This is a genomic window from Brevundimonas sp. AVps31 (assembly GCF_058681355.1).
Genome location: NZ_CM178736.1, coordinates 1,927,204 through 1,944,535 on the forward strand (window position 1 = coordinate 1,927,204; position 17,332 = coordinate 1,944,535).

At 69.9% G+C, this 17,332-nt stretch carries 17 protein-coding genes; 16 read left to right on the forward strand and 1 reads right to left on the reverse strand.

Annotated elements, in window-relative coordinates:
* Position 1: 1 nt before the first annotated feature.
* Entirely contained in the window at positions 2-373 is a 372-nt protein-coding gene (locus ACW174_RS09305; RefSeq protein ID WP_492014149.1) for a hypothetical protein, read from the reverse strand.
* A gap of 301 nt (positions 374-674) precedes the next feature.
* On the opposite strand from ACW174_RS09305, the gene ACW174_RS09310 reads away from it, so the two are divergent.
* The 16 genes from ACW174_RS09310 (at position 675) to ACW174_RS09385 (ending at position 17,329) form a co-directional block, all read left to right on the forward strand.
* Positions 675-986 (forward strand): hypothetical protein, encoded by a 312-nt coding sequence (locus tag ACW174_RS09310; protein ID WP_492014150.1) that lies wholly within the window; start codon positions 675-677, stop codon positions 984-986.
* 9 nt (positions 987-995) lie between these two features.
* On the forward strand, positions 996-1,676 hold the full coding sequence (locus ACW174_RS09315; protein WP_492014151.1) for a response regulator transcription factor: 681 nt from the start codon (positions 996-998) through the stop codon (positions 1,674-1,676).
* A complete protein-coding gene (locus ACW174_RS09320) occupies positions 1,673-3,109 on the forward strand; it encodes an ATP-binding protein (protein ID WP_492014152.1) in 1,437 nt (478 codons plus the stop codon). Before ACW174_RS09315 ends, ACW174_RS09320 begins: the two co-directional genes overlap by 4 nt.
* Positions 3,110-3,191: 82 nt before the next feature.
* A complete protein-coding gene (locus ACW174_RS09325) occupies positions 3,192-4,553 on the forward strand; it encodes a hypothetical protein (protein WP_492014153.1) in 1,362 nt (453 codons plus the stop codon).
* Positions 4,554-4,590: 37 nt separating this feature from the next.
* Positions 4,591-5,391, forward strand: coding sequence for a c-type cytochrome biogenesis protein CcmI (gene ccmI, locus ACW174_RS09330; RefSeq protein WP_492014154.1), 801 nt, complete (start codon positions 4,591-4,593; stop codon positions 5,389-5,391).
* Complete coding sequence (gene ccmE / locus ACW174_RS09335; RefSeq protein WP_492014155.1) at positions 5,388-5,858, forward strand: cytochrome c maturation protein CcmE; 471 nt, start codon at positions 5,388-5,390, stop codon at positions 5,856-5,858. Before ccmI ends, ccmE begins: the two co-directional genes overlap by 4 nt.
* Entirely contained in the window at positions 5,855-7,834 is a 1,980-nt protein-coding gene (locus ACW174_RS09340) for a heme lyase CcmF/NrfE family subunit (RefSeq protein ID WP_492014156.1), read from the forward strand. Before ccmE ends, ACW174_RS09340 begins: the two co-directional genes overlap by 4 nt.
* Positions 7,831-8,322: a cytochrome c-type biogenesis protein gene (locus ACW174_RS09345; protein ID WP_492014157.1), complete on the forward strand. Its 492-nt coding sequence runs from the start codon at positions 7,831-7,833 to the stop codon at positions 8,320-8,322. Before ACW174_RS09340 ends, ACW174_RS09345 begins: the two co-directional genes overlap by 4 nt.
* 112 nt (positions 8,323-8,434) lie before the next feature.
* The gene (locus ACW174_RS09350) at positions 8,435-9,997 is read left to right on the forward strand and encodes a trypsin-like peptidase domain-containing protein (RefSeq protein ID WP_492014158.1); all 1,563 of its coding nucleotides are present in this window, start codon (positions 8,435-8,437) and stop codon (positions 9,995-9,997) included.
* 88 nt (positions 9,998-10,085) lie between these two features.
* Positions 10,086-10,757: a response regulator transcription factor gene (locus tag ACW174_RS09355; RefSeq protein WP_492014159.1), complete on the forward strand. Its 672-nt coding sequence runs from the start codon at positions 10,086-10,088 to the stop codon at positions 10,755-10,757.
* Positions 10,758-10,766: 9 nt separating this feature from the next.
* Positions 10,767-12,203 (forward strand): sensor histidine kinase, encoded by a 1,437-nt coding sequence (locus ACW174_RS09360; RefSeq protein WP_492014160.1) that lies wholly within the window; start codon positions 10,767-10,769, stop codon positions 12,201-12,203.
* Positions 12,200-15,082 carry a bifunctional [glutamine synthetase] adenylyltransferase/[glutamine synthetase]-adenylyl-L-tyrosine phosphorylase gene (locus ACW174_RS09365; protein ID WP_492014161.1) on the forward strand — a complete coding sequence of 961 codons (2,883 nt, stop codon included), beginning with the start codon at positions 12,200-12,202 and terminating at the stop codon, positions 15,080-15,082. Before ACW174_RS09360 ends, ACW174_RS09365 begins: the two co-directional genes overlap by 4 nt.
* A 63-nt stretch (positions 15,083-15,145) precedes the next feature.
* On the forward strand, positions 15,146-15,766 hold the full coding sequence (locus tag ACW174_RS09370) for an EF-hand domain-containing protein (protein WP_492014162.1): 621 nt from the start codon (positions 15,146-15,148) through the stop codon (positions 15,764-15,766).
* A gap of 65 nt (positions 15,767-15,831) precedes the next feature.
* Entirely contained in the window at positions 15,832-16,395 is a 564-nt protein-coding gene (locus tag ACW174_RS09375; RefSeq protein WP_492014163.1) for an RNA polymerase sigma factor, read from the forward strand.
* A gap of 5 nt (positions 16,396-16,400) precedes the next feature.
* Positions 16,401-16,829, forward strand: coding sequence for a hypothetical protein (locus tag ACW174_RS09380; protein WP_492014164.1), 429 nt, complete (start codon positions 16,401-16,403; stop codon positions 16,827-16,829).
* Positions 16,826-17,329: a periplasmic heavy metal sensor gene (locus ACW174_RS09385; protein ID WP_492014165.1), complete on the forward strand. Its 504-nt coding sequence runs from the start codon at positions 16,826-16,828 to the stop codon at positions 17,327-17,329. The genes ACW174_RS09380 and ACW174_RS09385 overlap by 4 nt, the downstream gene beginning before the upstream one ends.
* Positions 17,330-17,332 lie beyond the last annotated feature (3 nt).

Here is a 17,332-nt window from a genome sequence, read left to right on the forward strand (position 1 = left end):
CTTAGTAGCGACGGTTGTCGCGGTCGCGGCGCTCGGCGCGGACCTGACGCGACAGGTTGTCGTAGCGGCGGTCCAGATCCTGACGCTCACGCAGGCTCAGTCCGCCGCGCTGATAGCCGTACTCCAGACGCACCAGCGAGTTCAGCTCGCCGCGCAGGCGGGTGGCTTCGCGGCGGCTCAGCTGGCCGTTGCGTTGACCGACGTCGATCCGTTGGTCCAGCTGGTATTTGCGCTGGGCGATCGGCTGCCAGCCGCGGTTCTGCTCATAGCGCGGGCCGTTGTCGTGGTGGCGCGATTGGGCCGAGGCGACAGCCGGGACCGCGACGGAAGCCGCGGCCAGGACGAGGGCGGGGATAAGGGCTTTCTTGAACATCGGGTCTCTCCTTGGTTCGCCGCAACCGGATGGGCTGCGTTGACCCGGATAAAAGCAGCCCCGGCCTGAGCCCGATCTGAACAGCCGAAGTCAGTTGGCGTTCATCTGCGTGAAATCGCCGTCATGGTCGGGAGCGGCAAACGCAATCAGGGAAATGATCCGCGTACGCGCGCACGTGAGGCGATCTCATCGTCGCTGGAAAAAGACAGCTTCGTCTCAGGTGGGCGAAGCGGTTACGGTGAAATCTGTCTACACTGGCCGTTCAGCCGTCGTTCAGAGCCGCGAGCCTAAACCCGTCACCATGAAACGGATGTCCGTCATTCTTGCCGCCGCTCTTCTCGCAGTCGCGCCCCTCCAGGCCGCGGCCGCGCAGGATGGGCCGCGTGGTGATCGCCGCTCCGGGGGACGCGAACAGCAACAGCCGCAACGTCCTGATCGCGAGCGTGAACGCGAGCGGCCGCAGATGAGTCAGGCCGAGGCCCAGCGCATCGCCCAGTCGCGCGCCGGCGGCGCCCGGTTCGTCGGGTATCGCGGCCAGTCGGGCAACAGCTACATCTTCGCGTTCGACGACGGCGGACGCATTTTCAATATTTCAGTCGACGCCAGCCGATAGGGTTCATCCATGAGAGTGCTTCTTGTCGAGGATGACGTTGACCTGTCGCGTCAGCTGAAGGTCGCTCTGGGCGACGCCGGTTACGCCGTAGACCACGCAGCGGACGGCGAGGAGGCTCACTATCTCGGCGACAATGAACCATATGACGTCGTCGTCCTGGATCTGGGTCTGCCGAAGATCGACGGCGTGTCGGTGCTGGAGCGCTGGCGGCGGGACGGCAAGACCACGCCGGTCCTGATCCTGACCGCGCGCGGCGCCTGGTCGGACAAGGTGTCGGGCTTTGACGCCGGAGCCGACGACTACCTGACCAAGCCCTTCCACACCGAAGAGCTGCTGGCCCGTCTGCGCGCCCTGCTGCGCCGGTCGGCCGGGATCGCCTCGGCGACCCTGTCGTGTGGCGGCCTGCGCCTTGACCCCCGCGCCGCGCGCGCCAGCGTCAACGGCGAGCCCCTGCGCCTGACCTCGCTGGAGTACCGCCTGCTGCACTACATGATGATGCATCAGGGTCGGGTCATCAGCCGCACCGAGCTGGTCGAACACCTGTACGATCAGGACTTCGACCGCGACTCCAACACGATCGAGGTCTTCGTCGGCCGCCTCCGCAAGAAGATCGGCTCTGACCGGATCGAGACCGTGCGTGGGCTTGGCTATCGCCTGACGCCGCTGGCCGGGGAGTCCGACGCGGCGTGACGGAGACGACGGGGGGCGAGCAGTCCGCGGACGAGCCGAAGACCTGGGGCCGCTGGTTCGGTCGTCCGGGCCGCAGCCTGACGCGGCGCCTGATCTGGCTGGCCTCCGCCTGGATCATCGTCGCCCTGCTGCTGACCGGCTGGGCCCTGACCAGCCAGTATCAGGAAAGCACCCTGCGGCGACTCGGCTTCGTGCTGAACGCGACCATCGATGATGTGGTGCTGGCCACCACCATCACGCCCGGCGGCGTGGAGGTCGCCGAGATCAAGGATTCGCAGACCCTTCGTCCCCTGTCCGGAAAATACTGGGCCATCGGCGAACTGGACCATCGCGGCGGAATCCGCGTCCTGGCCCGTTCGCCTTCACTGGCGGGCGAGGATCTGACGGTCCCGGAAGGCCTGCCGGACCGCCTGCGCGACGCCTTCGGACAGACCATCAGCTATAACGCCACCGGCCCCATCGGCAGTCCGTTGCGGATCGCGGCCAGCCTGAAGACCTTGCCGGGCCGCACGGAGCCGCTGGTCCTGATGTCCGGGGTCGACCGGTCCATGATCGACGCCGATACACGCCAGTTCGCGACCTTCACCTGGATCGCGCTGCTCATCCTCGGCGGTGGTCTGGTGATTGCGGTCTTCCTGCAGGTGCAGATTGGCCTGCGCCCCCTGTTCGGCCTGCGCAACGAGATCGCCGATGTCCGCAAGGGCAAGGCCGCGCGGGTCGTCCACAGCTACCCGGTCGAGATCCAGCCGCTGGCGGAGCAGGTCAACCGCCTGCTGGACCAGAACCAGGAGACTGTGGAGCGCCAGCGCACCCACGTCGGCAATCTGGCCCACGCCCTGAAGACCCCCCTGTCGGTCATGCTGGCCGAGGCGGGAACCCAGCAGGGCGACCTGCCCGACATGGTCCGCAAACAGACCGAGGTGATGAAGGCCCAGGTCGACCATCACCTGCGCCGCGCCCGCGCCGCCGCCCGCGCCCAGCTGCTGGGCGAACGCACCCCCATCGCCGAGGTTCTGGACGAACTGGCGGTGATGCTGGAGCGGGTCTTTGAGGAGAAGGGCGTCGAGGTCGACTGGCGCGCGCCCGACGAACTGGGCTTCCGGGGCGAGCGGCAGGACCTGCAGGAAATCCTCGGCAACCTGCTTGAGAACGCCTGCAAATGGGCGAAGCGCCGGGTGCGCATCTCCGCGGGCAGCACCGGCCTGGGCCAGATGGTGGTGGTGGTCGAGGACGACGGCCCAGGCCTCCCTGCCGATCAGCGCGAAGGCGCCCTGCAGCGCGGTATGCGGATGGACGAGACCACGCCGGGCTCCGGCCTCGGCCTGTCCATCGTCGTGGAGCTGACCCGCGCCTATGGCGGCAAGATCACGCTGGGCGACAGCGACATGGGCGGGCTGAAGGTGATGCTGGAGCTGCCGGCGGCGGAACTCTGACCGCAGGAAGGGCCGTCAGGGCCTGTTAACCGTACGGGCTGCATAGTTCGGGCTCACGCCGGGGGCGGTTCGAAGAGGTATCATGTCGGGGCTGACCGCCGCCCATCGCATCGCGTTAGCCGCCCTGATCGGGCGCTGCCCGGAAAGCGTGCTGAAAGCCGTCAGCGCCGCCGTGGTCAGCCTGCCGGGCGGTCGGGCCGCCGAGCTGCGACTGATGCTGGCCGAAGAGATGCGGGATCGCGCCCGCCGCGCCATCGTCCTGGCCCCTGTCGCCCGGATGTTCCAGCGCCGCGCCGACGGCATTTCGGCGATGCACTTTCCACCGTCCGTCCTGCCCCGACTGTGGCGCGCGGCCGTCGAGCATGAGCCGGACCTTCTGCCGCGTCTCGACAAGGACGGGCCCGACGCCGTCGCCGTGGCCAACCGCTACTGCCTCGCCGCCGCCGCCGCCGTGCGCGACCGCCCGGCGCTGGTGTGGCCCGAGGCGCTGGCGTCCGAGCAGCGGGCGCAGGGCCTGGTTGATCTGGCGAACTGCCTCGACCTGGCCCATCTGGCCCGGCGCGCGCTGCCGTCCATCGAAATCTGGCTGAAGCGGCCCGACGGCGACCAACTGGCCGAACTGCGTCTGCTGGTGAAGGACTGTTCCGAAATCCACGCCGACGGCGCCAGCCGCCTGCTGGAGATGATATTCTCGCAGCTGGACGACGCCGTTCTGGTGCTGCGGATCATCACGCGGACCTCCGGCGTGGCCGGACGCAAAGGTTTCCTCAGCGCCTCGGAACTGGCCGGCTTCGTCGATCGGCTGCTGGCCGGGGTGGACGAGCGCAGCGCGCGGCTCGCGGCCTATCGCCCGGACGGAACGCCCGGCGGGGTCGACGCGGTGATCGCCGACCTGGACTGGTGCGCCAATGTGCTGGCCGAGCTGGACGTCACCCTGACGCTGGACCCGGACTCCGAATGGGGCCGCCGGGTGCGCGACAGCCGGGTCAAGGTGTCCGGCTGGTTGTCCGGCCTGCTGCGGACGGCGGACAAGGCGGTGGACAAGGCCTTGCCGCTGGCGCGGGTGCAGACCTCCGGCCGCATGAGCCGGATGGCGCCGATGCTGTCCGCTCCCGCACGGGGCGATGCCGCCGACGCCGCCCTGTCCCTGCTGCGACTGGTCGGCGCCACGCGCGGGGCCGCCGCCATCTTCGGCAGCGAGGCGGCGCGCAAGACGCTGGTCGACGCCCTGACCGACCGGCTGAGCGACTATGCCGACCAGGTGCTCAGCATGGTCAACGACGCCGAGGCGGAGGACGAAGGCCACGCCCTGAAGCTGGTTTCCATCGCCGCCCGCTACCTCGAACTCATCGAGGCCAAGGAGGCGGCGCGGACCGTGCGTCGCCGGGCCGCAGTCGCCGGTGGGGTCCCAGTGTCGGGCGGGGCCTCGTCGCGGGCGGCCTGATCGGCTACATCGCGCGACGATGATAATCTTCTGGACCATGACAGCCCTTCTGGCGGCCCTCGCGGGTCTGCTGGTTCTGGCCGGCGCCCGTCGGGGCGCGGACGCGGGCGAGGCGGTCGAAACCGCCGCCGCCGGGGCCGAGATGGACGAGCTGGATCGCCTGAAGGCCCGGGGCCTGATGGACGACGCCGCCTGGACCGCCGCCCGCGCCGAGGCCGGGCGCCGCATTCTGGCGGGCGAGCGCGTCACCGCACCGGTTCAGGCCGGTGGGAGGGATCGCGTCTGGGTCCTGGGCGGCGCCGGACTGGCGGTCGCCGGCGCGCTGGGCCTCTATCTGCTCGTCGGAACCTCCGGCCTGCCGGACCAGCCCTACGAACGCCGTGTCGACGAATGGTCCGCCCAGCCGGACACGCTGGAAGCCGTTCAGATCGCCGCCGTCATTGATCGTCTGGTCAAGGAACAGCCGAACAATCGCCAGGCCCTGACCATGCTCGGCGCCGCGCGGTTCGAGGCGGGCGACCCGATCGGCGCGGCCTCGGCCTTCCGTCGGGTGCTGGCGCTGAACCCCGAGGACGCCCAGAGCTGGGCCCGGCTGGGCGAAAGCCTCGTGCGCGCCAATGCCGGGACGGTCGGCGGCGACGCCGAGGCGGCCTTCCGGGAATCCCTGAAGCGGGATGCGGGCCAGCTCGGCGCCCGCTACTTCCTGGGCGAAGCGGCCCTGACCCGGGGCGAGGCCTCGACGGTGCGCGAGATGTGGCTGCCCCTGATCGCGGCTCTGGACCCCGCCGACCCCCGCCGCGCCGATCTTGAGCGCCGTCTGCCGGGAGCGACGCCATGAGCTGGCTTCCGAAGTCGCCCAAGGCGCGTCGCCGTCTCTGGATCGCCGCCGTCGTGGCGCCCGTGCTGGCGCTGGCCGTCGGCCTGTCGCTGTACGCCATGCGCGACAGCGTGACCTTCTTCTTCTCGCCGTCCGAGGCCACGCTCGAAAAAGCGCCGGAAGGCCGGGTCATCCGGCTGGGCGGACTGGTCGAGATGGGCAGTTTGAAGCGGAACACCGACGGCGAAGTCGCCTTTGCCGTCACCGACAATGTCGCCACCACCCGGGTCGTCTATCGCGGGGACCTGCCCGACCTGTTCCGCGAAGGGCAGGGGATTGTGGCCCAGGGCGCCTTCCTGCCCGACCGCTCATTCCGCGCCACACAGGTGCTGGCCAAGCACGACGAGACCTATATGCCGCGCGAGGTCCAGGAGCGCCTGAAGGCCAAGGGCGAGTGGCGACCCGAAGCGGGAGGCCCCGTCTCGTGATCGTCGAAACCGGGGCCTTCGCCCTCATTCTCGCCCTGACCCTGTCGGTCCTGCAGGCCCTCATCGCCGCCGCCGCCCGTGTGCGCCGCAGCCCCGTTCTGGCGGGCGCCGCCAACGGCGCGGCCATCGCTTCCGCGGCCCTGATCGCGGTCGCCTTCGCCGCGCTGATCTTCGCCTTTGCGGTGTCGGACTTCTCGGTCGCCAACGTCGCGGCCAACAGCCACACCGACAAGCCGATGCTTTACAAGGTGGCCGCGGCCTGGGGCAGCCACGAGGGCTCGTTGCTGCTGTGGTGTCTGGTTATGACCGGCTTCGGCGCGGCTCTCGCGCGGGCGCAGAACCTGCCGTTCGGTCTGAAGACCTGCGCGGTGGCGACGCAGGGGCTGCTGGGCGCGCTGTTCCTCAGCTTCACCGTCTTCACCTCCAACCCCTTCACCCGCCTGAACCCGGCCCCGTTCCAGGGCGAATCTCTGAACCCGCTGCTGCAGGACCCGGCGCTCGCCTTCCACCCGCCGCTTCTCTACTGCGGCTACGTCGGGTTCTCGGTCTGCTTCTCCCTGGCCGTCGCCGCCCTGATCGAGGGGCGCGCCAACGCAAGTTTCTGGCCCGCCTGGGGCCGCTGGGTGCGACCGTGGGCGCTGGCCAGCTGGGCCTTCCTGACCGTCGGCATCATGCTGGGCAGCTTCTGGGCCTACTATGAGCTGGGCTGGGGCGGCTGGTGGTTCTGGGATCCGGTGGAGAACGCCAGCTTCCTGCCCTGGCTGGCGGGGGCGGCCCTGCTGCACAGCGCGGTGGTGACCGAACGGCGCGGAGCGCTGGCGGGCTGGACGACCTTCCTGGCGCTGCTGGCCTTCACCTTCTCCATGCTGGGGGCCTTCCTGGTCCGGTCGGGCGTGCTGACCAGCGTCCACGCCTTCGCCGTCGATCCCGAGCGCGGCATGATGCTGCTGGGCATCCTCGGCGTGACCGCCGGCCTGGCCTTCCTGCTGTTCGCCTGGCGCGCGCCCCAGCTGAAGGGCGGCGGCATGTTCGCCCCGATCAGCCGCGAGGGCGCGCTGGTCATCAACAACCTGTTCCTCACCGCCGCCGCCGCGACGGTGCTGCTGGGCACCCTCTATCCTCTGATCCTTGAGGCCGCGTCCGGCGCGACCATCTCGGTCGGGCCGCCCTATTTCGCCCTGACCTTCGTGCCGCTGATGGCGGTGGCGCTGGTCATCCTGCCCGCCGGACCGCTGCTGGCGTGGAAGCGCGGCGACCTGAAGGGCGTCGGCCAGCGTCTGGCCGTGGCCGCCGGGCTGACGGTGGTGATGGCCCTGCTGGCCTTCGCCGCCTTTGAGCCGCGCAAGGCCCTGTCCGCAGCCGGCATCGGTCTGGGCGCCTGGCTGATCCTGGGCGCGCTGGCCGAGACCGCGGAGCGCATCCGGCTGTTCCGCGCCCCTCTGGCCGAAACCCTGCGTCGGGCGAAGGGCCTGCCGCTGGGCGCCTGGGGCATGACCTTGGCCCACGCCGGGCTGGGCGTCTTCGTCCTGGGGGCGGTGGTCGAGACCGGCTATCGCGTCGAGGCGGCGCGGCCTCTGGCTATCGGCCAGTCGATCCAGGCGGGCAAATGGAGCGTGACTCTGGACGACGTCCGCATCGTCGAGGGCCCCAACTATCTGGCAGAGCAGGGGCGCCTGCACGTTTCGGTCTCGGGCGGCCAGACGCGCGAGATCACCGCCGAGCGCCGCTTCTTCCCGGCGGGCGGCCAGACCACGACCGAGGTCGGCCTCGATTTCCGCGGGCTGGACGACGTTTATGTCGTCATGGGCGAACGGGCTCAGGCGACCGACGGCGCCCCGGCCTGGAACGTCCGGGTCTGGTGGAATCCCTGGGCGAGACTGATCTTCCTCGGGCCGGTCCTGATGGCGCTGGGCGGGGTGTTGTCCCTGCTGGATCGCCGGCTCCGGTTGGCGGTCGGCGGAAAGAAGACCGCATGAAGCGCGCCCTGCTGATCGCCGTCGCTGCGCTGGGGCTGATCGCCGCCGAGCCCGCGCCCGCGCCAGACCGGCCCCTGCCGGACGCCGCGCAGGAAGCCCGCGCCAAACGCCTGTTCGCCGATATCCGCTGCGTCGTCTGCCAGCATGAGGCCATCGCCGACAGCCCGGCGGGCATCGCCTCGGACATGCGCGGCCTGGTGCGCGACCAGATCGCCGCCGGACGATCGGATCAGGCCATCCGCGACGATCTGGTGCGCCGCTACGGCGACTTCGTCCTGTTCACCCCGCCCCTGCGAATCGGGACTTGGCTGCTGTGGTTCGGACCGTTCGCCGTCCTGCTGGCCGTGGCGGGGGCCTTCATCGCCTTCGCCCGCCGCCGCAAGGTCGATGTCGCGCCGCTGTCGCCCGATGAGGAGGTTCGGCTGGCCGATATTCTCTCGGGAAATCAGCTTCGCCGCGATCCTGACGCAAAGCGGTCCGACGACTGACGCGAGGCCGGAGCCAACATCGCGTCATGGCGTTGGTGTGAAGCACAAACGCCCTATATTCATCGCCGTAACGGGCGCGTTCGTCGCCCGGTGAGAGGATTGTCGACCGCCTATGATGAAGCGCAAGGAATTCATGCTCGGAGCCGTCGCCGGCCTGGCCTTCGCCGCCGCCGCGACCGCGGGTGGGGTGATCGACTGGCCCGCCGCCCATGCGGAGCCCGTCGCCGGCGTCAGTGGACGCCTGGCCCCCAGCGCCGGCGCCGCCGGTCTGGCCTTCGCCCCGCCGCAGGGCGCGCCGCTCAGCTTCGCCGACATCTTCCAGCAGGTCGCCCCGGCGGTCGTGCAGATCGACGTCAAGACCCGCGTCGCCAACCCGCGTCAGGCCTTCATCCAGATCCCGGGCCTCGGCGCCGTGCCGGTCCCCAACGGGCAGGGCGGTGAAGGCGAGGGCGAGGATGGCGAAGGCGCGACCGGCGCCGGCGCCGGCTCCGGATTCTTCATTTCGGCGGACGGCTTCATCGTCACCAACAACCACGTTGTCGCCGACGCGATCGAGATCAGCGTGAAACTGGCTGACGGGCGTGAGATGCCCGCCCGCGTGGTGGGCCGTGACGAGTCGACCGATCTGGCCGTCATCAAGGTCGATGGGGCCGACTTCCCGTTCGTCACCTTCGAGGAAACGGCACAGCCCCGCGTGGGCGACTGGGTCATCGCCGTGGGCAACCCCTTCGGCCTGGGCGGCACCGCCACGGCGGGCATCGTCTCGGCGCAGGGCCGCAACCAGTTAGACTCGCGCACGCCCTACACCGACTACATCCAGATCGACGCCGCCATCAACCGGGGCAACTCGGGCGGTCCGACCTTTGACATCTATGGTCGGGTCATCGGCGTGAACTCGGCCATCCTGTCGCCCTCGGGCGGCTCGGTCGGCATCGGCTTCGCCATCCCGGCCTCGGTCGCCAAGCCGATCACGGATCAGCTGATGCGCGGTGAAGCCATCCAGCGCGGTTATGTCGGCGCCGGTCTGCGCACCCTGTCCCCGGACGCTTGGGAGGCTCTCGGCCAGTCGCGCACCTTCAAGGGCGCCCTTGTCGAGACGCTGACGCCCGACGCCCCCGCCCAGCGTGCGGGCCTGCAGGTCGGCGACATCGTGGTGTCGGTGAACGGTCAAGCCGTCAATGACAGCACAGATGTCACCCGCCGTGTCGGTGGGGTCAGCCCTGGCGAGACCATCCGCATGGAGGTTCTCCGCGAGGGGCGCCGTCAGACTGTGAGTATCCGCGCGGGAACCCGTCCGTCAGAAGCCGACCTTCTCGCCCAGGACGGCGGGAGCCAGAACCCTGCTGCGCCGGGAACCCCGCCTGCTGCGCAGGGCGAGCCGATCGAGGGCATCAGCGTTACGCCGGTTACGCCCCAGCTTCGCTCACGCAACGAACTGCCGGATACGGTAACGGGCGTCTTCATCACCGGCGTGGCCCCCCGGACAGCAGGTTCACGGGCTCAGCTCCAGCAAGGGCTGGTCATCACGCGCGCCGACAACCGCCCGGTGACCTCGGTCGCCGATCTGCGGAGCGCGGTCGAACGGGTGAAGGCCGCTGGTCGCGCCGGCGTCCTGTTGTCCGTCTGGACCCCGCAGGGCACCGCTCTGGTGGTGCTCAAGTTCGCCGAAGAGTGATGGTCCGCAACCTGAATAAGCCTTAACTGACGAAGTCGCCGCCGATGCGCTAACATCGGCGGCGATTTTGCATTCAGGGGCTGATTCCATGCGCATTCTTGTTGTCGAGGACGACGCCGAGGCCGCGACCGCGATGGTCCGCGGTCTGACCGAGGCCGGTCACGAGCTGACCCACGCCGTCGACGGCGCTTTCGGCCTGCTGGAGGCCCAGAAGGGCGGCTATGACGTCTATGTCGTGGACCGCATGATGCCCCGCCTCGACGGCATCGGCATGGTCGAGACCCTGCGCAAGGACGGCGACCAGACCCCGGTCCTGTTCCTGTCCGCGCTGGGCGAGGTCGAGGATCGCGTTACGGGCCTCAAGGCCGGGGCCGACGATTATCTGGTCAAGCCCTACGCCTTCTCGGAACTGATCGCCCGCGTCGAGGCCCTGTCGCGTCGTCGCGAAACCGGCTCCATCGCCACCATGCTGAAGGTCGGCGATCTGGAGATGAACCTCATCGCCCGCACCGTGCACCGCGCCGGGCAGGAGATCGACCTGCAGCCGCGTGAGTTCCAGCTGCTGGAATTCCTGATGCGCCACGCCGGCCAGTCGGTCACCCGCACCATGCTGCTGGAGAAGGTCTGGGAATACCATTTCGACCCACAGACCAATGTCATCGACGTCCACATCAGCCGTCTGCGCGCCAAGATCGACAAGGGCTTCGACAAGGCCATGCTGCAGACGGTGCGCGGGGCGGGATACCGGCTGGAGGCATAGCGCCTCCCGATGCGCCTTCCCTCCCTCCTTCGCCGTACGCCCTTCCGGCTGACCCTGCTGTTCGTCGCCCTGTTCGCGGCGGCGGCCAGCGCGGTGCTGGCCTATGTCTATATCGCCTCGGCCAATGAGGCGCGGTCCAAGACACAGGCGGATGTGACGGCGGAGTTCGAGGTTCTGACCGGCGTCTATCGCGAGCGCGGGTCCGACGCCCTCAACGCGGCGCTGGTGGACCGGACCATCCGGGGCGGGCCCTACCTCTATATGCTGATGGATCCGCAGGGCGGGCTGATCACCGGCAATCTGACCGAGACCCCCATCGACATCGTGCCCCGGGATCAAGGCGACGGCGGGACGACGCCGACCTGGGACACCTTCACCTACACCGACAATGACGCGAGCGGCCGGGTCACGCGCCCGCAGTCGCTGGGCGTGCAGATGCGGCTGTCGAGCGGGGAGATCCTGTTCGTCGGCGAGTCCATGGGCGACACCGAGGCCTATCTGTCGCGCCTGACCCAGGCGCTGTGGGCGGCCATGGGCATTGTCCTGCTGCTCGGCCTGGCAGGCGGCCTGCTGGTCAGCCGCAATCTTGAGCGCGCCATGGGTCGGCTCAAGGCGGTGGTCACGGCGGTGCAGGAGGGCGACCTCAAGGCCCGCGCCACCGTCCGCGCCACCGGCGACGAGTGGGACGAACTGGGGCAGGGGCTGAACACCATGCTGGACCGGCTGGAGGGCTCGATGTCGTCCATCCGCCACGCGGGCGACGCCATCGCCCACGACCTGCGCTCGCCCCTGACCCGGATGCGGGCCAAGCTGGAAGTCGCCCTGATCGACGCCGAAGCCGGCAAGATCGACGGCACGGACGCGCTGGAACTGGCCCTGTCCGAGGCCGACAACCTGCTGAAGACCTTCAACACCGTTCTGGCCATCGCCCGCCTTCAGGCCGCGGCGGGGTCTGGCCGCACGCCCGATCCGGCCCTCTTCGACGCCGCCGAACTGGCCGCCGACATGGCCGAACTCTACGAGCCCGCCAGCGAGGAGAAGGGGCTGGAGTTCTCCGCCGAGATCGAGAAGGGGCTGATGGTCAACGCCAACCAGCCCTTCCTTGCCCAGGCGATCGCCAACATCATCGACAATGCGATCAAATACACCCCGGTCGGCGGGGCGGTGATGCTGCGGGCGCGCCGCCGGTCGTCCGGGGAGATCGAGTTCTCCGTCACCGACACCGGCCCCGGGGTGCCCGAGGAGGACCGCGAGCGCGTCATCCAGCGCTTCGTCCGTCTGGACAACAGCCGCACCGAGCCCGGCTCGGGTCTGGGCCTGTCGCTGGTGGGCGCCGTGATGGAGGCCCACGCCGGGCGCATCGTGCTGGATGAGGGCCCGGGCGCCTATGGCGGCTTCGGCCCCGGCCTGCGGGTGGCGCTGGTCCTCCCGGCGGCGGAGGAATGACGCCGCCCGCCCCCGTGAAGTCCTGCGGTCCGGTGCTGGATTCCGACGCCGCCGCCCGGGCTCACGAGCGCCTGTCGGACGCCGCCGCCGAGGGCGGCTGGAGCGATCTGCTGGAAGCCCGCTGGCCCGCGCTGGCGCCTGTGTTCGCCGCCTCGCCTTATCTGTTCGGTCTTGCGCGACGCTGGCCGGACACCCTGCGCGCACTCCTGAAACAGGGGCCGGACGCGCGGCTGGGCAATGTGCTGACGCGCACCGCCGCCCTGACCGGCGGCGCGGACGACCTGCGGGCGCCGCTGCGGCGGCTGAAAGGCGAACTGCATCTGCTGACGGCGCTCGCCGATCTGGGCGGGCTTTGGAGCCTCGATCAGGTGACGGGCGCGCTCAGCCGCTTCGCCGACCTCTCATCCCGCGCGGCCCTCGCGGCGGTGGCCCATGACCAACGCGAGCGTGGCAAGCTGATCTCCGCCGCCGACGACAAACGCGGACCCGTCCCCGGCCTGTTCGGCCTGGCCATGGGCAAGCATGGGGCGGACGAGCTGAACTATTCGTCCGACATCGACATCAGCCTGTTCTGGGAGCCGGAGGTGCTGACTGCCGCCCTGGCCGAGGGCGTTGAGCCGCAGCGGTTTGTCGATCGTCTGGCCCACGCCTTCGCCACCCTGATGCAGGAGCGAACCGGCGAAGGCTATGTTTTCCGGGTCGATCTGCGGCTGCGACCAGACCCGTCCTCGACCCCGCCGGTGGTCGCCGTGCCGTTCGCCCTGACCTATTACGAGGGCGTCGGCCAGAACTGGGAGCGCGCCGCCTTCATCAAGGCCCGCGCCATGCTGGGCGACCCCCGCGAAGGCAAGGCGTTCCTGAAGGCGCTGATTCCCTTCATCTGGCGTCGCAGTCTGGACTATCCGGCCATCCTCGACATCCAGTCGATCAAGCGCCAGATCCACGTCCACAAGACCGGAGAAGGGCTGGAGGCCGCCGGCGCCAATCTCAAGCTCGGACGCGGTGGAATTCGCGAGATCGAGTTCTTCGCCCAGACCCAGCAGCTGATCCTCGGCGGGCGTGACCCGAAACTGCGCACCCCCCGCACCGTCGACGCGCTGGCCGCCCTGCGTGACGCCGGCCACATCACCGATCAGGTCTGCGAGGAGCTGACGGCCGCCTATATCGAACTGCGCGGGCTGGAGCATCGCATCCAGATGCTGGACGACGAGCAGACCCACAGCCTCCCGCTGGACCCTGTCCGACGCGCGGCGGTCGGTGCGCTGGCGGGGCAGGGCGACCTTGCCGCCTTCGACGCCTCGGTCGAGGCCCTGCTGGTCGGGGTCAACGGGCGCTACGGCGAACTGTTCGAGGGCGAGGAGGAGCTGTCATCGCCCTATGGTTCGCTGGTCTTCACGGGGGTGGAGAATGACCCGGAGACGCTGGCGACGCTGGCCCGCATGGGGTTCTCGGAGCCGGCAAAAGTCGCCGACGCCATACGCAGCTGGCACCATGGACGCATTCCGGCCACGCGCACGGCGCGAGGACGTGAGCTTTTCACCCGCCTCGCCCCGCGCCTGCTGACGGCGCTGGCGGATACCCAGGCCGCCGATGACGCCTTCCCGCGTTTCGCTGTCTTCTTTGCGGGACTGAATGCCGGGGTTCAGGTGCAGGCCCTGTTTCTGGCCCAGCCCAAGCTGTTCGAACTGGTGGTCGGGGTGATGGCCTTCGCGCCACGTCTGGCGCGGACCCTGGGGCGCTATCCGGCGGCGCTGGACAGCATGCTGGACGCCCGGTTCTCCCGCGAGCTTGAGGAAGAGACCGGCGTCGCCGACCAGATGCTGGCCGAGGCTGCGGCGACCCCCGACTTCGAGGCGGCGATGAATGTCGTGCGTCGCATCCACCGCGACCAGATGTTCCGCATCGGTCTTCAGATCCTGACCGGGCGCGCGGGGCCGGAAGCGGCGGGCAAGGCCCTGACCACGCTGGCTGACGCCGCCATGGCCGCGCTGGCTCCCGCGGCCCTCGCGGAGGCCGTGCGGCAGGGCGGGGCGCTGCCGGGCGGCCGGGTCGCGGTCGTGGCGCTGGGCAAGGCCGGCTCGCGGGAGATGCGGGCCAGCTCCGATCTGGATCTGATGACCGTCTATGACGCTCCGCCGGATGCGGTGTCGGCGGACAAGGGTTGGGCCGCCGGCGTCTTCTGGTCGCGTTTCACCCAGCGCCTGATCGCGGCCCTGTCGGCGCATACAGCGGAGGGCGGTCTGTATGAGGTCGACATGCGGTTGCGTCCCGGGGCGGCCAAGGGACCGGTCTCGCTGCGGCTGTCGGCGCTGGAAGACTATTACGCTGCAGAAGGGGACACCTGGGAGTTCATGGCCCTGACCCGTGCGCGCGTGGTGTGGGCGGACGACGCCGCCTTCGGGCAGACTGTGACGACGGCGCTGGAAGGCATTCTGCGCCGCCCACGCCCCGGCGTGAACATCGCCGCCGACGCCCGGCGCATGCGCGATCTGATGGCTCGCGAACGGCCGGGCAAGGGCGCATGGGATCTGAAGCTGGCGCCCGGTGGTCAGGTGGATGCCGAGTTCGTTGCACAGATCCGGCAGCTTCACGCCGCCGCCATCGGCGAACCCCTGACCGTCTCCACGCTCGAGGCCCTGACCGGGGACCCCGAACTGGCCGAGGCCTGGCGGCTGCAGCAGGCGCTGGGACAGGTTCTGGCCGCGGCCTTTGATGACCCGGGTGACCCGTCCACCGAGCCCGAGGGCTTCCGCCGTCGTCTGGCCGAGGCGACGGGGTTTGCCGACTATGACGCCCTGACCGACGGATTGGCGAATGTTCGGCAGGCCGCGCGCGCGGCGTTCGAGCAGGCTCTGCCGCCCGTCGGCGACGGAGACTGACGTCACCCCCGTTTGATCTCCTGACAGGGACGAGCAAGGCCGAAAGGCCATGGAGATCATCGAATGAGAAAGACCCTTCTGGCCGGCGTATTTGTGCTCGGCCTGGCCGTCGTCGCCGGAGCCGCGACGGCCCAGCAGCTGGTGGAACGCCCTGCGCGCGCCCAGCGGGCCGATACGGACCAGGACGGCCGGATCAGCCGCGCCGAGTTCGTCAGCCGCCGCCTGGACCGCCTGACCGCCGCCGATACCGATCGTGACGGTACGGTGACTCCGGAGGAACGTCAGGGCCAGCGTCGAGCCGGACGCCAGCAACGCGCCGAAGCCCGCTTCGCTCGTCTGGACGCCGACAGCGACGGCCGTCTGACCCGTGAGGAGTTCACCGCTGTCCGCGCTCCGCGCGCGGATCACGCCGCCCATCCCGGGCGCGACCACGCCCGCCCGGGCCGCCATGGTCCGCGCGACGCCCATGCCGGGTCGCGGAACCAACGGGGGCCGGTGGTGATCGCCGAAATGCAGGCGAGGTCTGAACAGGCCTTCGCCCGCCTGGACGCCGACAACGATGGCTTCGTCACCACAGAGGAACGCCGCGCCGGCAAGCAGGCTGCGCGCGAGCATCGTCGGGAGCGGATGGCCGAGCGTCGCGCCGCACGACAGGCGTCGCCTCAGACGCCTGCTTCGGAGTAAGGAGATGTCGGGGACGACGGTTCTGTGCCGGGCGACCCGGTCGATGACGTTCGAACGAGGTCTGATTGCCGCTGATCGCCGACCCCGACGAGGATCTGGTGCGCCGCGTGGGTCGGGGAGATCCCGCGGCCATCCAGGCCATGGTCGCGCGAAAGCTGCCGCGGATGCTGGCGCTGGCGCGACGCATGCTGGGCGATCCGATGGAAGCCGAGGACGTCGCGCAGGACGCCCTGTTGCGGGCCTGGAAACAGGCGCCCAGATGGACGCCCGGGAAGGCCCGGTTCGACACATGGCTTCACCGTGTGGCGCTGAACCTCTGCTACGACCGGCTGCGCCGACGGCGCGAGATCGCGACGGACTCGCCGCCGGACCGGCCGGACGAAAGTCCGGCTCCGGATCGGGGATTGCTGGCGGCGGATGTGGGCGTCCGGGTCGATGCGGCCCTGTCCCGTTTGCCCGAGCGCCAGAGAGAGGCCATCGTCCTGTGCCACTATCAGGAGTTGACCAATATCGAAGCCGCGGCCCTGATGGAGATCAGCGTCGAGGCATTGGAAAGCCTGCTGTCACGAGGACGGCGGGCGTTGAGACTGGCTCTGGCCGATATGCGGCCGGACGCTGAAGGAGCGTGAGTGTCATGACTGCGGACCGGTTCATCGCCCTGGTGTCGGCCTACGGGGCTGACGTGCGGCGCTGGCCTGAGGGCGAGCGCGCAGCGGCGCAGGCCTTTGCGGCCGGGCAGCCCGACGTCGCGCGCGCGGCGCTGGTCGAGGCCGACGCCATTGATGCGCTGTTGCACGCCTCGCCCGCGCCCCAGGTCCCGTCCGCCCTGCGCGACCGCATTATCGCCTCGGCGGCCGACGCGGGACTGAAGGCGCGCAAGCATGGCCGTCTCTGGCTGGACCGGCTGGCGCTTACGCTCGGCGCCGGTTGGGCCGCTGCGGCCTGCGCGGGCGTCGCGGCGGGCATCGTCATGACCGCCCACATGACCGCCGACGCCCAGGCCGACGCCGTGCTTTACCAGGCCTCCCTGCAGGGCGTGGACGATACGGAGGTGCTCGGTTGAGCCCCAAGGCCCTGAAGATCGCGCTCGCGGCCTCGGTCGCACTGAACCTGTTCGCCGTGGCGGCCGGGGCGACCATGCTGGTCACCCGCGCCAAGGTCGAGAGTCGGATCGAGGCGCAGGAACAGGCGTCCCGAAACCGCTCGCCCATGGCGATCATCGCGCGCCTCAGCCCCGACCAACGCGAGCGCGTTCGCCGGACGCTGAAGGCTTCGGCGCTGGCCGCCAAACCGGATTTCGAGGAGGCCCGCGCCAAGCGCCGCGCCGCTGTCGCCCTGTCCGCCGCGCCGACATTCGACCCGGCTCAGGTGCATGCCCTGCTTGAGCAATCCCGCGCAGCGGAACTGCGGGGTCGCGCCCGGCTGGAGGCGGACGCCATCCGGCTGTTCGGGACGCTCGGGCCGGCCGATCGGCAGGTGCTGTCGGAAATCCTGTCCCGTCGCGGCCGTTCGGCGGCCAAGGCCAATACGGACAGCTCGGCCGGGAAGAAAGCGGACCGCTAGCCG

What these genes read in the sequence shown, in the direction of transcription:
- ACW174_RS09315 (WP_492014151.1), top strand. Translation starts at nt 996, where the DNA reads ATGAGAGTGCTTCTTGTCGAGGATGACGTTGACCTGTCGCGTCAGCTG.
- ACW174_RS09365 (WP_492014161.1), top strand. Translation starts at nt 12,200, where the DNA reads ATGACGCCGCCCGCCCCCGTGAAGTCCTGCGGTCCGGTGCTGGATTCC.
- ACW174_RS09325 (WP_492014153.1), top strand. Translation starts at nt 3,192, where the DNA reads ATGTCGGGGCTGACCGCCGCCCATCGCATCGCGTTAGCCGCCCTGATC.
- ACW174_RS09305 (WP_492014149.1), bottom strand. Translation starts at nt 373, where the DNA reads ATGTTCAAGAAAGCCCTTATCCCCGCCCTCGTCCTGGCCGCGGCTTCC.
- ACW174_RS09310 (WP_492014150.1), top strand. Translation starts at nt 675, where the DNA reads ATGAAACGGATGTCCGTCATTCTTGCCGCCGCTCTTCTCGCAGTCGCG.
- ACW174_RS09370 (WP_492014162.1), top strand. Translation starts at nt 15,146, where the DNA reads ATGAGAAAGACCCTTCTGGCCGGCGTATTTGTGCTCGGCCTGGCCGTC.
- ACW174_RS09380 (WP_492014164.1), top strand. Translation starts at nt 16,401, where the DNA reads ATGACTGCGGACCGGTTCATCGCCCTGGTGTCGGCCTACGGGGCTGAC.
- ACW174_RS09345 (WP_492014157.1), top strand. Translation starts at nt 7,831, where the DNA reads ATGAAGCGCGCCCTGCTGATCGCCGTCGCTGCGCTGGGGCTGATCGCC.
- ACW174_RS09355 (WP_492014159.1), top strand. Translation starts at nt 10,086, where the DNA reads ATGCGCATTCTTGTTGTCGAGGACGACGCCGAGGCCGCGACCGCGATG.
- ACW174_RS09360 (WP_492014160.1), top strand. Translation starts at nt 10,767, where the DNA reads ATGCGCCTTCCCTCCCTCCTTCGCCGTACGCCCTTCCGGCTGACCCTG.
- ccmI (WP_492014154.1), top strand. Translation starts at nt 4,591, where the DNA reads ATGACAGCCCTTCTGGCGGCCCTCGCGGGTCTGCTGGTTCTGGCCGGC.
- ccmE (WP_492014155.1), top strand. Translation starts at nt 5,388, where the DNA reads ATGAGCTGGCTTCCGAAGTCGCCCAAGGCGCGTCGCCGTCTCTGGATC.
- ACW174_RS09350 (WP_492014158.1), top strand. Translation starts at nt 8,435, where the DNA reads ATGATGAAGCGCAAGGAATTCATGCTCGGAGCCGTCGCCGGCCTGGCC.